This is a genomic window from Streptomyces sp. NPDC002306 (assembly GCF_053593435.1).
The window spans coordinates 1-16,559 of the sequence record NZ_JBSFCK010000001.1 but is presented as its reverse complement, the minus strand read 5'-3'; the positions used below and the strand labels follow the sequence as shown (position 1 = coordinate 16,559).

Below are 16,559 nucleotides of genomic sequence, written 5' to 3'. Positions count from 1 at the left end.
GGTCGGGTCCGACCGCGGCGGGTGTGCTGAACTGGGACGGCCCAGTCCGTCCGTACGGGGAGCTCTGTTGACCGTCAGCTACCGCCAGCCCGGTGTCGTCCTCACCGACCGCCGGTTCACCGTGCCTCTCGACCACGACGACCCGGCTGGAGAAACGATCCGGCTGTACGGTCGGGAGGTCGTCGCGAGCGACACGTCACGCCAGGACCTGCCGTGGCTGGTCTACCTCCAGGGCGGACCCGGCTTCGGCGCCAACCGGTTCGTCGGCAGGCAGGCCTGGCTCGGCCGCGCTCTGAAGGAGTACCGCGTCCTCCTCCTGGACCAGCGCGGCACCGGCCACTCCACGCCCGCCAACCGCCAGACGCTGCCCCTGCGCGGTGGCCCCGCCGAGCAGGCCGACTACCTCGCCCGCTTCCGCGCCGACTCCATCGTCCGGGACTGCGAGGCGATCCGCCCGCAGGTCACCGGCGGCGACCCCTGGACCGTCCTCGGCCAGAGCTTCGGCGGCTTCTGCACGGTGACGTATCTGTCCTCGGCCCCCGAGGGCCTGGCCGCGGCCGTGCTGACCGGCGGCCTGCCCTCCCTGCACGCCCACGCCGACGACGTCTACCGGGCCGCCTACCCGCGCATCGAGCGCAAGACCGCCGCGCACTACGCCCGCTACCCGCAGGACGTCGAACGCGCCCGCCGCATCGCCGACCACCTCCTCCAGCACGAGGTGGTCCTGCCCAACGGCTACCGCCTGACCGCGGAGGCCTTCCAGTCGCTGGGCATCCTCCTCGGCGGCGCCGACGGCAGCCACCGGCTGCACTTCCTCCTGGAGGACGCCTTCGTGCGCACCCCGGGCGGCCGCGAACTCTCCGACGCCTTCCAGGAGGAGGCCCAGAGCCTGCTGTCCTACGCCGGACACCCGCTCTACGCCCTCGTCCACGAGGCCATCTACGGCCAGGACGGCCGCCCCACCGACTGGTCGGCCGAACGCGTCCGCGCGGAGTTCCCCCAGTTCGACGCGGCGAAGACGCTGGCGGGCGACGGACCGGTGCTGTTCACCGGAGAGTCCGTCCACCCCTGGATGTTCGACTGCGACCCGGCCCTGCGCCCCCTGCGCGAGACCGCGCACCTGCTCGCCGCGCGCACCGACTGGCAGCCCCTCTACGACCCCGCGCGCCTGGCCGTCAACGAGGTGCCGGTCGCGGCGGCGGTCTACCACGACGACATGTACGTCGACGCGGCCCAGTCACTGGAGACCGCGCGCGCCGTACGGGGCCTGCGCACCTGGGTCACGGACGAGTTCGAGCACGACGGCGTCCGCGCGGGCGGCCCCCGGGTCCTGGACCGTCTCCTGGCACTGACCCGCGACGAGGCCTGAGGCCTGCCGGGACCTGAGGCTTGCCGGGACCTGGGGCCTGCCGGGACCTGAGGACGAAACGGGCCGGCGCCGGGGTCGGCCCGTCGGTCCGTCGGCGGGCCGGCTGTCGGGCCGACGGCCGCGAGCGGCACGGACACGCTGCCTGCTGCCCGCGCCGTGCCGTCGTCGCGGCGGCCGGCGCTCTCAGTCCTCGGCGACCCGGATGATCGTCCTGCCCGTGGCGCGCCCCTCGGGGGTGAAGGCGGCCGGTGCCTCGGCCAGCGGGCGGACCGCGCCGATCCGTACGTCGAGCCGTCCGTCGCGGAGCCGCTGTGCCAGGTCCGCGAGACGCGCGCGGTCGGGTTCCACGACGAAGAACAGTGCCCGCCCGTCCTCGGGCCGGACGGTGGGCGGCCGGGCGATCGTGACGAGCGTGCCGCCGGCACGCACGAGCGCGGCCGAGCGGTCGAGGATGTCACCGCCGATCACGTCGAACACCACGTCGACCTCGCCGGCGTCCTCCAGCCGGCCGGCCGCGAGATCCAGGAACACGTGCGCGCCCAGGGCGAGGACGGTGTCCCGGTCGGCGGACCGGCCGGTGCCGATCACGTGGGCCCCCGCCTCCCGCGCGAGTTGTACCGCGATCGAGCCGACGCTCCCCGCGGCGCCGTGGATCAGGATGCTCTGCCCGGCGTCGATCCGCGCGTGGTCGAACAGTCCCTGCCAGGCGGTGAGCCCGGAGACCGGCAGGGCGGCCGCCACCGTGTGGTCGACGTCCGCGGGAAGCGGGGCGAGGTTGCGGGCCTCGACGGCGACGTACTCGGCCAGTGAGCCGTCGCGGGCCCAGTCGGTCAGTCCGAAGACCCGCTGGCCGACCGTGAGGCCGGTGGTGCCGTAGCCGAGCTCCGCCACGACGCCCGAGACCTCGTGCCCGGGCACGCTCGGTGTGCGGTCGCGGCCGGCCCGGTCGGACCAGGTGCCGGGCCAGTCCAGCTCTCCGCGGGTGAATCCCGCGGCATGGACCCGCACGATGACGTCGTTCTCGGCGGCGTGGGGATGGGGCAGGTCGGTCAGGGTCAGCCCGCTGACCCCTGCGTCACGGTCCGGGGCGATGATGGCTCGCATGCCTTGTCCTCTGTCCGGTTCCGAAGGGTCCTGTAGCGCCGTCACCACGCGTTCTCGGAATCAATTCGGCCAGGGCGCGTCAAGGACACGTTCGACCATGGTGGTGCGGCGGAAACCTGGAATGAAGTGTTCCAGTACATCCGAGTTTATGGTCCCGTAGGTGGTGTCCGGGCGATTCTTGAGCCCGTCGACGAATGCCTTCAGGAATTCCTCCTTGAATTGTCCGCGCGGATGGGTGGAAATGATCTCGTCCACCGCGTCGCCTTTCAGCCGGTCGAGCCCCCAGCCGACCACGTCGGTCAGGACGCCGTAGCTCGTGACGGCCGTCACCGGGTCCATCCGGCCGGGAATCCCCGGCGTCGTGTGCAGCGCGATCGCCGTCCAGACGACGTCGGCGGCACTCTTGGAGAAACCGCGGTCGAGCAGGAACCTGCGCGCGTGGTCGGCGCCGTCGACCTCGAAGCGCTGCTCCGTGTCGGAGAACGGCGTCGAAAGCCCCGTGTCGTGGAACATCGCGGATATGTAGAGCAGTTCCGGATCGGGCTGGAGGCCGAGGTCGCGCGCGTGCAGAGAACCGAAGAGGAAAACACGCCGGGAGTGGTGGAAGATGAGCGGCCCGACTGTTTCCCGGAGGAAACGGGTGGCCTCCGCCACCGCTGCGGTCTCGGGAATTTCCACTGCGGCGATGATGTCGGTCATGATGGTCACGCTTTCGATGAGACAGTGAGGAGTCTGTGGTGCCTCTGTTCTCTACGATGCCGACCGTTCGGCCATGCCGCCGCCTCGGTCCGGCCAGGAACCACTCGAATCCGGACACCCGAGGAAATGGACTGTGAGCTCCGCACCGCATCGGGTCGCGATCCTCGTCTACGACGGGGTGGCGCTGCTGGACGTCGCCGGTCCCGCCGAGGTGTTCGGGGAGGCGAACCGGCTCGGTGCCGACTACCGGATCACACTGCTGTCGACGACCGGCGCGGACATCGCCTCGTCGATCGGGGTACGGATCGCCGTCGACGGCGGCCCCGACCGCGAGCCGGACCCCGACACGTTCGTGATGCCGGGCGGGGCCGTCTATCCGAGGACTCCCGTCACGCGGGAGCTGATCGAGGCCGCGCGGGAGCTGGCGGCCCGGTCCGGCCGGGTCGCGTCCGTGTGCTCCGGAGCGTTCGTCCTCGGCGCCGCCGGCCTCCTGGACGGCAAGCGGGCGACCACCCACTGGAAGATCGCGCGTGAACTCGCCGGGCGGCACCCGAGGATCCGGGTCGAACCCGATGCCATCTACGTGCGCGACGGCGCCACGTACACCTCGGCGGGCGTCACCGCCGGCATCGACCTGGCGCTGGCCCTCGTCGAGGAGGACCACGGCCCCGACCTGAGCCGGGACGTCGCCCGCGCCCTGGTGGTCTACCTGCGACGCGCGGGCGGCCAGTCACAGTTCTCCGCGCCCCTGCAGGGCCCACCGCCCCGTTCCCCGGCCCTGCGCACCGTCGTCGACGTCGTGACGGCCGATCCCGGGGGGAACCACTCCCTCGGTGAACTCGCCGCGCGGCTCAACCTCAGTTCCCGCCATCTCACACGGCTGTTCCGGGAGGAGTTGTCCACCACGCCGGCCCGCTACGTCGAGTCGATCCGGTTCGACATCGCGAAGGCTCTGCTCGACCAGGGGCATACCGCGACACAGGCGGCGTCCCTGGCCGGATTCCCGAGTTACGAGAGCCTGCGGCGCGTGTTCGCCCGGGAGCTGTCCGTCAGCCCCGCCGCGTACCAGCGCCGCTTCAGCAGCGCCCGCCGCACCCCGTAGCGCGTGCCTCGCCCGCCTCGGCGCGGACGCCCTGGCGGACCGACCCGCGGCTCAGGCGGCGACGGCGAGGGGACCGACGGCGCGGCAGGGGCCCACGACCCGTCCGTCGGGCAGCAGCTCACCGGTGTCGTCGAAACGGATGGTGCCGTTGCACAGCAGGCTCCAGCCCTGCTCCGGATGGGCCGACACGATGACGGCGGAGTGGTGGTGCGGGCTTTCCGCGTGAGGACACGGGGGCTGGTGACTGCACATGACGTCTCTCCTCGATCCGCTGGCTCCTACCTCGGCCGGCTCCTGTCCCGTTGATACCCGAGACAGTTTTCCGTTGGATGAGGAGACCCCCACGAAGCAGCGAACTCGACGGTGAGTTCTGCTGTCCGACCGGAGGCGGGGAGGGGCGGCGCCCGGTCAGTAGGGTGGGCGCATGCCACAAGACATACCGGCCGAGATACCCGTCGGGACGATCGACCGGGGTGACCTGCGCGGGGACTGCGGGCGGTGTTCCGGGCTGTGCTGTGTGGCCCTGCCCTTCGCGGCCTCGGCCGACTTCGCCCTCGACAAGGACGCCGGGACACCCTGCCCGAACCTCCGCGGCGACCACCGCTGCGGCATCCACGCGCGGCTGCGTGAGGAGGGCTTCAACGGCTGCACGGTCTACGACTGCTTCGGCGCCGGGCAGAAGGTCTCGCAGATCACCTTCGGCGGAGCGGACCGGCAAGGCGGCACCCGTGAGCGGGCCCGCCTCATGGCCGAGGTCTTCCCGGTCGTCCGGCACCTGCACGAGCTGCTCTGGTATCTGACCGAGGCGCTCACCCTGCCCGCCGCCCGCCCCGTCCACGCGGACGTGCGCCGGATCCTGGCCGAGACGGAGCGGCTGACCCTTCGGACCCCCGCCGAGCTGGCCGCGCTGGACGTCGGCGCTCACCGGCAGAAGGTCAACGTCCTCCTGCTCAGGACCAGTGAACTCGTCCGGGCGGGCACCGGCGGCCGGGGGAGCGACCGACGGGGCGCGGACCTGATGGGCGCCCGGCTCAAGGGCGCCGACCTGCGCGGCGCGAGTCTGCGCGGCGCCTGTCTGATCGCCGCCGACCTCACCGGTGCCGACCTGCGGGGTGCCGACCTGATCGGTGCGGACCTGCGCGACACCGACCTCTCGGACGCCGATCTGACCGGCGCGCTCTTCCTGACGCAGCCGCAGCTCGACGCGGCCCGCGGCAGCGCCGGCACCCGCCTGCCGGAGTCATTCACCCGCCCCGCGCACTGGACAGCGCGACTCTGAGGCGGCCTCCTCCCGCGCCACCCGGCCGACGTCCGCCGGGACGGCGGTGGGCGCGCGTCGCTCCAGGTGCAGCCGCAGCCCCTCCGGCATCAGCGTCAGCCGCTCCGCCACCCGCAGCCGGTAGCCCGGGTCGGGCCGCAGTTCGTAGCGGCGCAGCAGCAGCCCGAGCACGAGCGTCGCCTCGTGCAGTGCGAACTGACGTCCGATACAGGCCCGGGCCCCGGTCCCGAACGGCTTGAAGGTGTGCGCGGCACGGGCACGTACGGCCTGGGCGTCGAAGCGGTCCGGGTCGAACCGTTCGGCGTCCGGGCCCCACACCTCGGGGTCACGGTGCAGCATCGTCGTCAGGACCAGCGCCCAGGCGCCCCGCCGCATCGGATGCTCGCCGCCCAGCACCGTGTCCCGCCGTGCCTCCCGGGCGAAGGCGGGCGCCGTCGGCCACAGCCGCAGTGCCTCGTCCAGCACCCGGCGCACGTACCGCAGCCTCGCCACCTGCTCGTATCCGGGCGCCGCGGTGTCGCCCCACACCCGGTCCACCTCGGCGCGGGCGCGGGCCGCGACGTCGGGGTGCCGGGAGAGGTAGTGCAGGGCGAAGGAGAGCGCGCCCGACGTCGTCTCGTGGCCCGCGACCAGGAACGTGATGACCTGGCGGCGCACGTTCCGCGCGGACAGCCGTTCCCCGGTCTCCGGATGGGCGGTGCGCAGCATCCGGTCGAGCAGGTCCGTGCCGCCGTCGCCCTCCTCGCCCGCCGCCCGCCGGGCCCGTACGAGGTCGTCGACCGTACGGTTGAGGTAGGCGATGTCCGCGGTGTTGCGCCGCCCCGCCCGCCTCAGCAGCAGCGGGATCAGCGGTGTGGGCACGGTGTTGAGCCGCTGGGCGTGGCTGAGCGTGCCCACCATGGCGGAGACGAAGGGGTGCGGACGGGTCCGCTCGAAGGAGCCGAAGTCGTGTCCGAAGCCGGTGCGCGCGATGGTCTCCAGGGTCAGCCGGGTCATGTCGCCGGGCACGTCCACCGGCCGGCCCGCCGTGAGCGACCCGTCCCAGTGGTCGGTGAGCCGCCCGGCCACGTCGAGCATCATCGGGTGGTAGGCCGCCATCGCCTCCCGGCTGAAGCCCGGGGCCAGGACGTCGTGCGCCAGCTGCCAGTTGGGCTCGTGGTTGTACGCCGTGAACAGGGCGTCCCCGACGACCGGCCGCAGATTGGCGATCCCGAGCCCGACATGCTTGGCGAAGCGGGACTCGTCCGCCATGTCGGCGGCGAGCGCGGCCCCCCACACGAAGACGAACTCACGCCCGAACACCCTGCGCCGGAAGATCGGCCCCAGCTGCCGGGCGAAGCGCGTCGAGTCCTGCACGGGGGTGCGACGGCTCGCGCCGAGGATGTCGCCGAACACGGGCAGCCGGTGCGGCGGATGCGGAATGCGGTGCAGTTCGGGCCAGCCGTGCTCGGCGCTGCGGAACCCTCTCGGCAGTCCGTCGCCCGCGGTCCTCGCCGCCGTCCCGGTCGCGGGTGGCGCCTCGGACGTTTCTGTCCCGGCCGTCTCCGACATGACGCGATCTCCCTTGATCCAGCGGCACGTTGAGCGTGTTGTACGTGGGTTCAAAAACGGCCCCAGTCTGATCCGGTAGCTGAACCGGCGTCAAGTAAGGTGCGGCCATGGCCGCGAACCAGGGGGACCGCACGCGCCGCCGGCTCAGTACCGGGGAGCGTCGCGAACAGCTCCTGGCGGTCGGGGCGCGGCTGTTCTCGGAGAGTCCGTACGACGAGGTGTGGATCGAGCAGGTCGCGGAGATCGCCGGCGTCTCCCGGGGCCTGCTCTACCACTACTTCCCGACCAAGCGGGACTTCTTCGCGGCGGTCGTGGAGCGCGAGAGCGAGCGGATGCTGCGCATGACGTCCGCCGTGCCCGGAGTCCCGGTGCGCGAGCAGATCGCCGTGGGGCTCGACGCGTATCTGGAGTACGTCCGTTCCCACGCCCACGGCTATCGCGCCTTCCATCGCGCCGACGCGGCGGGCGACCAGGCGGTACGCCGGGTCTACCAGCGCGCGCTGGCCGCTCAGGAGCGCCAGATCCTGGCGGCGCTCGCCGCCGACCCCGAGTTCGGTCCGGCCTTCCAGGCGCGAGCCGACGTGCGGCTGGCCGTGCGCGGCTGGCTCGCGTTCACCACCGCGGTCTGTCTGGAGTGGCTGCGCGGTGAGGAGATGTCGCGGGAGCAGGTGCGGGAGCTGTGCGCGCGGGCGCTGCTGGGGCTCATCGCGTAATCGCACAGGCGTCCCGGGGCGTCCTGAGGTGTCGCGTGGTTGGCGTGCGCCCCGATCTTCGATAAGTTAGGCAAGGCTTACCTAAGGAGGCTTCGGGATGGGTGACAGCCAGACCTGGACGGCCGCGCCGTCCGCCGCGGAGCGGGCGCGTTCGGTGCTCGCCGCCGCGTGGTCGTGCACGGTGACCGCGGAAGGCGGACGCGAGGAGTACGTCGGCGCGCACGCCGTGGACGACGACGGCCGGGTGCTCCTGCACGTGCCCGACGACAGCGCCCTGCTCACGGCCGTGATCTGCGCGCCCCGCGGGGAGCCGTCCGCCGTGCTGGAGTTCGCCGACGTGGCCCCCGTCGCCGTGCGCCACCGGATCCGCGGCCGGCTCTGGCTGGCCGGATGGTTCCTGCCCGTGGACGGCCACCTCGTCTTCCAGGCCACACGGGTGGTGCTGCGGCAGCCGTCCGGCGCGGTGGTCGTCGGCCTCGACGAGTTCGCCGCCGCCGAGCCCGACCCGCTCGCCACGGCCGAGGCCCATCTGCTGACCCATCTCGCCGACGCCCACCCCGACGCGGTCGAGCGGCTGACCCGGCTCGTCGACCCCGAAAGCCTGCACGGTGTCGTGCGCGTGCTGCCGCTCGCGGTCGACCGGCACGGGCTGACCCTGCGCATCGAGCAGGCCCGCGCCCACGGCGAGGTACGGCTGCCCTTCCACGCGCCCGCCGACGACGTCACGCAGCTCACCGAGCGCATGCACGTCCTGCTCACCCAGGCGAGCGCCGCGTCCTGCCCCCGCGCGCTACAGCGGCAGCGCACAGACCGCGACGGGTGAGGCGAACGGCTCGCCCGCGAGCCGCAGTCCACCGCTCTTCGCGTCCACGTGGAACACGCTGACCGTGTCCGACCGCTGGTTCGCCGCGAACAGCAGCCCGCCGTCCGGCGAGAACGCGATCTGCCGCGGGAAGTCGCCGGCCACCGGCACCGTGCCGAGCGGCCTCAGCCGCGCGCCGCCCGCCTCCACCGCGTACCGCGCCAGGGTGTTGTGGCCCCGGTTGGCGAGGAACGCGTACGAACCGTTCGCCGTCACCAGGAACTGCGCCGGGTAGTTGGTGCCCTTGCCGCCGCCGGTGGACTGCGGCGCGCCGATGCTGAGTCGGCCGCCGGCCGGGTCGTAGGCGCAGACCGCCATCGTGTCGTCGACCTCGTTGGCGAGGTAGGCGTACCGCCCGCCCGGGTGGAAGGTCAGCTGCCGTGGACCGGCGCCCGGCCGGGTGTGCGCCCGCGCGACCTCGGTGAGCGTGCCGGCCCGGTCGTCCAGACGGTAGGTGTAGACCGTGTCCGTGCCGAGGTCGACGGCGAGGACGTGGCCGCCGTCGGGGCTGGTGACGACCTGGTGGGCGTGCGGGCCCTGTTGGCCCGGCCCGGGCGCGGGGGAGGAGTGGACCACCCGGTCGGTGCGCTCGCCCAGCGCCCCGGACGCCTCGATCCGGTGCACGGCCACACTGCCCGAGCCGTAGTCGGCGCTGAGCAGCCAGCGCCCGCCCGGATGGACCGACAGCTGGCAGGGCTGCGCGCCGCCCGTGGCGCGGCTGCCCAGGATCCGGCGGTCGGCGAGCCGTACGGCGGTCACGGCACCCCGCTCGCGCTCGTTCACCGCGTACAGCGTCCGGCCGTCGGGATGCACCGCGAGGTACGACGGATCGGCGACGCCGGTGAGGGTGCCGGTGCCGGTGATCCGGCCCGTCGCGGTGTCGTAGGCGGCGAGACCGATGCCCCTCCCGCCGCCCTCGGCGGAGGTGTACGTGCCGATGTAGAGGGGGCGCGGGCCGGACTCCGCGCGCTTGCGCGACGTCTCCCGCGCGCTGTCCGGCCGGGGCCGGCGCGGCTCGGCCGTGCCCGGCGTCTTCGCGGCCTCCGACGTCGTACCGCAGGCGGCCAGAGCCGTCGCCGCGGCCGCCCCGCCGAGCGTGCCGACGAAGCGACGCCTGCTCCAGCCACCGCGCGACGCTTCTGCCTCACCGCTCATATGCGCACCTCGGGTCGTCGGTTGCACCGGTCGTCACACCCACCTTGACGTGGGGCACCCGGGAAGCGCAAAAAAGACGACCGGTGTTGCGCAGGGCGCAACCCACGCCCTGGCCGACCTCGCTGGAAGGTGTCGTCTCACGGTGGGCCTCGGTGCATGGCGGGCGTCGTCTCACGGTGAGCGGCGGCCGGTGGCCGCGCGGTTGCGCCGCAGCCGGGACGGCAAGCGCCCGCCCACCAGCTCCCGCAGCCGCGTGACCCGCGGCATGCGCTCGCGCTGCTCCCGCGCCCAGCGGTCCAGCTCCTCCATGAGCCGGCGTGAGCGGTGCTCGGTGTCGAGTTCGTCGATGATGCGGTCGGCCTCGGTCAGCACGGCACCGAACAGCTGCCAGTACCGGGCGTCACGCTGGACCTCCTCCAGCAGGAGCTGACCCAGCTTGTCCCGGGTGGCGGCGGCCTGCCGCAGCTCGGCGGTGAGCCGTGCCTCCGCCGACTCGGCACTCACGCTGACATGGGTGGTGACCAGTACCGCGAAGCTGACCACCGCGTCGGAGATCTCGGACAGCAGCCGTTCCACGACGGCGCCCGTCTCGGCGGGGAACAGCGGCTCGGGCCCGCGCTGTTTGGCGAGGTCGGTCAGGGTACGGGCGATCACCCGCAGCACGACCGTGCAGATCTCCAGCGTGTCCAGACCGGTCCGCAGTACCACCCGGTGCAGTACGGCCTCCCGTACGCGCGGATTGAGCCGCAGGCTGTCCTCCGCCTGCCGCAGGGCCGCGTCCACCTCGACGATGTCGTGGTCGAGCCGCCGGGCCTCGTGCAGCCGCGCGGCCGCCTGGTCCACGGGTGTGCGGCCGGCGGCCTCCTCGCCGATGCGCAGCATCAGCTGCCGCACCCGGCGTGCCAGCCCCTCGATCGAGTCGCCCGCCCGGTCCACCCATACCGGTGGCGCGAGCAGCAGGTTGCAGCCGAGGCCGACCACCGCGCCGATCAGTGTCTCCACGATCCGCGCCCACGCGGTGTCACCGACGCTGGTGACGCCGAGCACCAGCATCGCGCTGATCGCCACCTCCGGCACGAACTCGTCGACCCGCACCAGATGCCCGACGGCCAGCGAGGCCACGATGAGCAGCGCGAGACTCCACCAGGTCAGGCCCACCAGAAGGCTGAACGCGATGGCGACCAGGACACCCGCCACCACGGAGTTCACCCGGCGGATACCGGTGGTGAGCGTCGAGTACAGGGTGACCTGGACGACGAGCAGCGCGGTCAGCGGGGCGGTCAGCGGGGCGGCTTCCGGACTGAGGCGGAGCGCGATGACGTAGGCGATCGTCGCGGCGGCCGCCGAGCGCAGCGCCTGGACGACCACGGGGTCCCGGTGGCGTTTCAGCCACCGTCCGAGGGGCTGGGTCCACTCACGAGCATCTTGCATTCCTTGGCCCCTTCCCCGTCCCTGGACTGCTCGAACGTCCCGGTCGAGGAACCTTGCGCCCGCCCGCCCGCCCGCCCCCCGCCCGCCTGACCGACTGACCGCGGCTCGCGGGCTCAGACGTACAGCTGGTCGAGGAACGCGGACAGGTTGCCCCTCGTGCGGGCGATCTGCTCCGCCTCCGTCAGGGTCTCCTCGAAACGGGATCCGGAGTTCAGGGGCTTCCGTCCGCGGACATACAGGGAGCACGCGAGATCGGTGCACATGTACAGGCCCACCGAGTTCCCCTCGCGGCCCGCCGCGCCCGCCTTGCGGGCCGTCATCAGCGAGACGCCGCCGCCCCGGTGGGTCGTCAGGCAGAGCGAGCACATGCTGCGATGCAGGATGCCGCGCCGCGAGGACGGAAACCGCAGCGTGACGCCGACGAGCCGCTCCTCCCGCTCGGTGACCAGATAGCTGCGGTCGGGCGCGCCCGGATCCCGCCACCCCAGGAAGTCCAGGTCTGCCCAAGGGTGTTGGTCGAGATCCCGGGGCACGGCCAGCCGCTTCGCCTCGCCTTTCGAACAGTTGACGAAGGAGTCGCGGATCTCCGGCTCGGTGAGTGATCTCATGGAGGGGCCTCCTGGTGTGGCGGGACGTTCCTGGCGTTCCCGACGCTCTGAACCTAGGGGTACTAGGTTTCCGCCTAGGGTAAACAGTTTCGAACGGGGGACGCCAGTGGAATTCGAGGGACTGTTGTCACCGCGGGCGCGGGCGGCGCTGTGTCATGTCGCGGCCGGCTCCGCCGGACCGGCCGTCGGACCGCGGCCGCGCATCACACTGAACTTCCACCCGGACCGCGTCGTCCGGGGCCGGCCCATCCTGCGCGCCCTGGCCGAGGACGGCGCCTACGTCTCGCAGTTCGTCACCGGCACCGGCAACGGCGGCCTCACCGCGCACCCCGGCGGCGACCGCTGGCGCTGGGAGAGCCGGATCTTCGGCGGCGCGTACGACGACGCCGACGCGTACGACCGACCCGTGTACGGCGCGCTGAACTTCCGCGAGCAGACGGTCGGCGCCGCCCCGCGGTTCGGCTCGGCGCACTTCCGGCTCACCGCGGCGACGCTCGCCCGCGCCACGTTCTGCTACCCCGACAGCGCGGCAGAACCGGCCGACTTCGGGGTCGCCGCCGGCATGTCCCTGATCGCCCTCGCCACGGCCGACCGGCGGGACGCCCTCGACGACTACATCGAGGCGCAGGTGCACGGCGGCGTCGACCTCGCCCGGGACACCGAGGCGCTGGTCCTGGACGCGAGCTACCGCGGCACCCCCGTCGAGACCGCCGCCCGGCTGCTGCCCTGCCCGCTGGAGTGGCACCCCGGCTACCGGCTCACCGTGCCCGAACTGCACCGTCACGCCGCCTACCGCGGCCGGCGCTACGCCGACCTCGGCGCCCGTATCGCCGGGCGGCGCCGCCTCGACCCCCGCGTCATCGGCGACGCCGCCCGCACCGGCCGCCACGAGCTCCAGGACCTGAAGAAGGTGTGGCACACCCTCGCCCGCTTCGGCGCCCCCGAGGGAGCGGGCACCGCCTACTCCCCGGCGGCGGCCCCCGACGGCCGCACCCCGGCCGCCGGGCCGCCCGGCGCGTAGGCGCGGGCCACCGCTCCCGTATGGTCCGCCGCCGCCCGGCGCGTCGGCCCGGGTCCGGGTCGATCACCAGGCCCGTTGCTTAGCTCGTTACGTGAATTAAGGGTCAGGAGAAGTGCGCCCGGTGCTCCTGCGGAGGTATGTTGCAGGTCGGCCAGGGCCTCGGACACGGTCCGGGCGGGGTTGGAAGGAGCCACATGGCGGGGCGGAACGGGCGCACGGTGCGCGACCTCAGGCGGGCCAACCGCACGGTCGTGCTGCAACGGCTGTACTTCGACGGGCCCCTCAGCCGCTTCGAGCTCGGCCCGGCCACCGCGCTGAGCTCCGGCTCGGTCAGCAACGTGGTCGCCGACCTGGTCGCCGACGGCCTGCTGGAGGAGGCCGGCAGTGTCGATTCCGACGGCGGCCGCCCGCGCACCCTGCTGCGCGTCGCCCCCGGCAGCGGCCACATGATCGGTGTCGATGTCGGCGAGACCCGGGTGCGCATCGAGCTGTTCGACCTGACACTGACCGAACTCGCCCGTGCGGAGCGCCCGTTGGCGCATCAGCGGTACGAGGTCGAGGTGATCGTCGGCCATATCCGCGATGGCATCGCCGAGGTGCTCGCCGCCGCCGACATCGCACCCGAGCGGCTCCTCGGCGTGGGCATCGGCGTCCCCGGCATCATCGAGCACACCCCGGACCGCGGAGCCGTCGTGCACGGCCAGACCATCGGCTGGGACGCGGTCCCGCTGGAGGCGCTGCTGCGGGCCGGCACCTTTCTGCCGGACACCGTGCCGTACTTCATCGACAACGGCGCCAAGACCCTCGGTCAGGCCGAGATGTGGTTCGGCGGCGGACGCGGGGCCCACAACGCCGTGGTCGTCCTCTTCGGCTCCGGCGTCGGCGCCTGCCTCGTCACCGCGGACGTGGAACACGGCCGGGCCGTGGAGTGGGGTCACCTGACCGTCCGGGTCAGGGGGCGGCGCTGCCGCTGCGGGGCGCTCGGCTGCCTGGAGGCGTACGCGGGCGCCGAGTCGCTGCTCCAGCGCTGGAGCGACGCGGGCGGGCAGCCCCCGCGGGGCGTGGACGAGGAGACCGCGCTGACCGCGATGCTGGCCGCCGCCTACCCTCCCGAGGGCGGTGCCACGGCCGACCCCGTCGCGCTGGCCGTCCTGGAGGAGACCGCCGAGTACCTGGGCGCCGGTCTGTCCGACCTGATCAACCTCTTCCAGCCCGAGCGCATCCTCATCGGCGGCTGGGCCGGTCTCCAGCTCGGCGCCCGCTTCCTGCCCGCCGTACGCCGTCACGCCGGCGCGTACGCCCTGCGCCACCCCGCCGAGAAGGTCACCGTGGAGCTGGGCCGGCTCGGCCCGGACGCGGTCACCGTCGGTGCCGCGATCCTGCCGCTCGCCGACTTCTTCGCCCGGGGCGGCCGACGCCCGGAACCCACACCCGAGGGACCCCCCCCGGCCTGGCGCACAGCCCTGGAGGAACGCGCCCCCCACTGAGGCCCCCGAAAACCCACGATCCGACCGCGAGCACCGGGCCGCGAGAAAGCCCGACGCCTCGGACCACCACTCCGGACCACCACTCCGGACCGCCACTCCGGACCACCACTCCGGACCACCACTCCGGACCGCCGCTCCAGTCCCGACCCTCCGGTCCGGCCCCTCCATCCCGTGCGCCCCTCCGGCGGTGCTCCGCCGCAGCGCCCCGGTGCTTCCCCCGTCAGTTCAGCGTGCGCCCCCGTGGCGGGGCCGACTCCGCGGTCTCGGGCTCGTCCCCGCTCGCGTCCCCGTCCTCGTCGCGGCGCAGGCCGAGCAGGAAGTCCTCCAGGATCTCGGTCGACGTGTGCCGGGGATGCCAGCCCAGTTCGGTGTGGGCCCGCGCGCAGTCCAGCAGGGGCAGGCGCAGGATCGCGTCGAAGAGTGGGGGAGAGGCGGGCAGCAGCCGCAGTCCCCAGGCGGCGGCGAGCGCCGAGCGGGCCGCGCCGCGCGGCAGCCGTACCGGGCGGGCGCCGAACATCTCGCCCAGCAGCTCCGCGTCGACCGGCGGTTCCGCCGCCAGGTTGAACGCTCCCCGGACCTCGCGGGACACCGCCAGCCGGTACGCCTCGGCCGCGTCGTCCGGGTGCAGGGTCTGCACCCGCAGCCCCGGAACGGCGGGCAGGAACGGCAGCAGATCGGGCCGGGCCGAGGGGCCGGGGAGGAACCGGCCCCCGAAGACGTGGCGCCGCGAGCCCGTCGGCTCCCGCTTGAAGAGGAACGCGGGCCGCATCCGCACCACCCGTACCTCGGGATGGTCCCGCTCGAAGGTGTCGAGCACCCGCTCCAGATAGGCCTTCTCCCGGCAGTACGCGGCGTCCGGCCAGCCGTGCGTCGGCCACGACTCGTCCACCGCGTGTCCCCGCGGCCCCGGGGAGTACGCGCCCACGGACGACGCGTGCACCAGCACCGGCACCCCGGCCGCGGCCACCGCCTCGAACACCCGGATGCCGCCGAGCACGTTCGTACGCCAGGTCACCACCGGATCGCGGACCGGCCGCGACGCCCAGGCCAGATGCACCACGGCGGCCGCCCCCTCGAACTCCTTCACCGGGTGGGGCCGCTCGACCGCCAGGTCCACGGCGGCCCACTCCGCCCCCGGCGGCGAGCACCGCGGGATCCGGCGGGCCAGCCCCAGCACCGAGTCCACCTGCGGATCCTCCGACAGCAGACGGACCACGCTCGTACCGACATCGCCGGTGGCGCCCGTGACGACGACTCTCCGGCCCGGTTCGCTGCTCACCTCGGGTCTCCTCCCTGTGAGCGGGCGGGAGTGCCCGAGTACCCGGCCCCCGCGGCCCCGCACACACCGGAGGCGGCCGCGTGGCGGCCGGGGTGATCGACGCGTCACGCGTGCGCGATGATCAGGTCATGAGCGAGATCATTCTGATGTCCGACGCCAGGGTCGCCGCCGTTCCCGTCGAGGAGTGCGGCGAGCCCCTGGTGGACGTGAGCGGATCCCTGCTGGTCGACGAACGCAAGCAGCAGGACTCCGAGGGCGCCCAGGTCCATCTGCGGCGGGGCGTGCTCGACCGGCTGCTCACCGCGCAGGCGCTGCTGCCGGACGGACTGCGGCTGCTGTTCGTGGAGGGATACCGCCCACCGGCTCTCCAACGCGACTACTTCGCGCAGTACGCCGACGAACTGCGCGCCGCGCATCCGCGGTGGACCGCCGAGCAGGTCCGGTCGGCGGCCAGCCGTTATGTCTCGCCGCCCGAGATCGGCCCGCACACCGCGGGCGCGGCCGTCGACCTGACGCTCGCCGACGCCGACGGGCGCGAAGTCGACCTGGGCACGGCCATGAACGCCAGCCCCGAGCAGAGCGCGGGCGCCTGCTACACCGGGGCGGACAACATCACCGACGAGGCCCGCGCCCACCGCGCCGTCCTGGGCACCGCACTGGGCGCGGCCGGCCTCGTCAACTATCCGACCGAGTGGTGGCACTGGTCGTACGGCGACCGCTACTGGGCCCTGGAGACGGGCGCGCCCGCCGCCCTGTACGGGCCTCGGGAACTGGGGGAGCGCTAGCGGCTCCGCAAGGAGGTTCCTAAGAGATATCCCGTAATGGGGCGCAGGTCGTGTCGGGGTGGGGTGGTGGCGGCGGTTACCGGATGTCTAGTTTGAGGTTGTGGAGTGCGGCGA

The 16,559-nt window shown here is 73.3% G+C and carries 16 protein-coding genes; 8 read left to right on the top strand and 8 right to left on the bottom strand.

The features are described 5' to 3' along the window. Positions 1-67: 67 nt before the first annotated feature. On the top strand, positions 68-1,369 hold the full coding sequence (locus ACWCQK_RS00080; protein ID WP_451150112.1) for an alpha/beta fold hydrolase: 1,302 nt from the start codon (positions 68-70) through the stop codon (positions 1,367-1,369). Positions 1,370-1,552: 183 nt separating this feature from the next. Here ACWCQK_RS00080 and ACWCQK_RS00075 read toward each other — a convergent pair whose 3' ends face one another. Together ACWCQK_RS00075 and ACWCQK_RS00070 are read right to left on the bottom strand one after the other, a co-directional pair. Then, positions 1,553-2,473, bottom strand: coding sequence for an NADP-dependent oxidoreductase (locus tag ACWCQK_RS00075; RefSeq protein WP_451150110.1), 921 nt, complete (start codon positions 2,471-2,473; stop codon positions 1,553-1,555). A 60-nt stretch (positions 2,474-2,533) separates the two neighbouring features. Next, entirely contained in the window at positions 2,534-3,172 is a 639-nt protein-coding gene (locus ACWCQK_RS00070; protein ID WP_451150108.1) for an HD domain-containing protein, read from the bottom strand. A gap of 133 nt (positions 3,173-3,305) precedes the next feature. Between ACWCQK_RS00070 and ACWCQK_RS00065 the strand changes: the two genes are divergently transcribed. After that, the gene (locus ACWCQK_RS00065) at positions 3,306-4,274 is read left to right on the top strand and encodes a GlxA family transcriptional regulator (protein ID WP_451150106.1); all 969 of its coding nucleotides are present in this window, start codon (positions 3,306-3,308) and stop codon (positions 4,272-4,274) included. A gap of 51 nt (positions 4,275-4,325) precedes the next feature. On the opposite strand, the gene ACWCQK_RS00060 is transcribed toward ACWCQK_RS00065, so the two are convergent. Further along, the gene (locus ACWCQK_RS00060; RefSeq protein WP_451150104.1) at positions 4,326-4,526 is read right to left on the bottom strand and encodes a DUF5999 family protein; all 201 of its coding nucleotides are present in this window, start codon (positions 4,524-4,526) and stop codon (positions 4,326-4,328) included. Positions 4,527-4,698: 172 nt separating this feature from the next. Between ACWCQK_RS00060 and ACWCQK_RS00055 the strand changes: the two genes are divergently transcribed. Further along, positions 4,699-5,553, top strand: a complete 855-nt coding sequence (locus tag ACWCQK_RS00055) for a pentapeptide repeat-containing protein (protein ID WP_451150102.1) — start codon at positions 4,699-4,701, stop codon at positions 5,551-5,553. Here the strand turns inward: ACWCQK_RS00055 and ACWCQK_RS00050 are convergent. Next, on the bottom strand, positions 5,515-7,104 hold the full coding sequence (locus ACWCQK_RS00050; RefSeq protein ID WP_451150100.1) for a cytochrome P450: 1,590 nt from the start codon (positions 7,102-7,104) through the stop codon (positions 5,515-5,517). The two genes, ACWCQK_RS00055 and ACWCQK_RS00050, sit on opposite strands and share 39 nt — an antisense overlap. A 107-nt stretch (positions 7,105-7,211) precedes the next feature. Here ACWCQK_RS00050 and ACWCQK_RS00045 point away from each other — a divergent pair, with 107 nt between their 5' ends. Together ACWCQK_RS00045 and ACWCQK_RS00040 are read left to right on the top strand one after the other, a co-directional pair. Further along, complete coding sequence (locus ACWCQK_RS00045) at positions 7,212-7,817, top strand: TetR/AcrR family transcriptional regulator (protein WP_451150098.1); 606 nt, start codon at positions 7,212-7,214, stop codon at positions 7,815-7,817. A 97-nt stretch (positions 7,818-7,914) separates the two neighbouring features. After that, the gene (locus ACWCQK_RS00040) at positions 7,915-8,640 is read left to right on the top strand and encodes a DUF2470 domain-containing protein (protein ID WP_451150096.1); all 726 of its coding nucleotides are present in this window, start codon (positions 7,915-7,917) and stop codon (positions 8,638-8,640) included. On the opposite strand, the gene ACWCQK_RS00035 is transcribed toward ACWCQK_RS00040, so the two are convergent. The 3 genes from ACWCQK_RS00035 to ACWCQK_RS00025 all read right to left on the bottom strand — a co-directional run bounded on the left by ACWCQK_RS00035 (position 8,608) and on the right by ACWCQK_RS00025 (position 11,873). Continuing rightward, positions 8,608-9,834 (bottom strand): lactonase family protein, encoded by a 1,227-nt coding sequence (locus ACWCQK_RS00035; protein ID WP_451150094.1) that lies wholly within the window; start codon positions 9,832-9,834, stop codon positions 8,608-8,610. The genes ACWCQK_RS00040 and ACWCQK_RS00035 overlap by 33 nt on opposite strands. A 171-nt stretch (positions 9,835-10,005) precedes the next feature. Then, positions 10,006-11,265: an FUSC family protein gene (locus ACWCQK_RS00030; protein WP_451150092.1), complete on the bottom strand. Its 1,260-nt coding sequence runs from the start codon at positions 11,263-11,265 to the stop codon at positions 10,006-10,008. A 113-nt stretch (positions 11,266-11,378) separates the two neighbouring features. Continuing rightward, positions 11,379-11,873, bottom strand: a complete 495-nt coding sequence (locus tag ACWCQK_RS00025) for an FBP domain-containing protein (RefSeq protein WP_451150090.1) — start codon at positions 11,871-11,873, stop codon at positions 11,379-11,381. Between the two features lie 106 nt (positions 11,874-11,979). Between ACWCQK_RS00025 and ACWCQK_RS00020 the strand changes: the two genes are divergently transcribed. Next, complete coding sequence (locus ACWCQK_RS00020) at positions 11,980-12,894, top strand: DUF3626 domain-containing protein (protein ID WP_451150088.1); 915 nt, start codon at positions 11,980-11,982, stop codon at positions 12,892-12,894. Between the two features lie 194 nt (positions 12,895-13,088). Next, positions 13,089-14,381 (top strand): ROK family protein, encoded by a 1,293-nt coding sequence (locus tag ACWCQK_RS00015; RefSeq protein ID WP_451150086.1) that lies wholly within the window; start codon positions 13,089-13,091, stop codon positions 14,379-14,381. Positions 14,382-14,601: 220 nt separating this feature from the next. Here ACWCQK_RS00015 and ACWCQK_RS00010 read toward each other — a convergent pair whose 3' ends face one another. Then, a complete protein-coding gene (locus tag ACWCQK_RS00010; protein WP_451150084.1) occupies positions 14,602-15,660 on the bottom strand; it encodes an NAD-dependent epimerase/dehydratase family protein in 1,059 nt (352 codons plus the stop codon). A gap of 128 nt (positions 15,661-15,788) precedes the next feature. Here ACWCQK_RS00010 and ACWCQK_RS00005 point away from each other — a divergent pair, with 128 nt between their 5' ends. Continuing rightward, positions 15,789-16,445, top strand: coding sequence for a M15 family metallopeptidase (locus ACWCQK_RS00005; protein WP_451150082.1), 657 nt, complete (start codon positions 15,789-15,791; stop codon positions 16,443-16,445). The last annotated feature ends 114 nt before the right edge of the window (positions 16,446-16,559 follow it).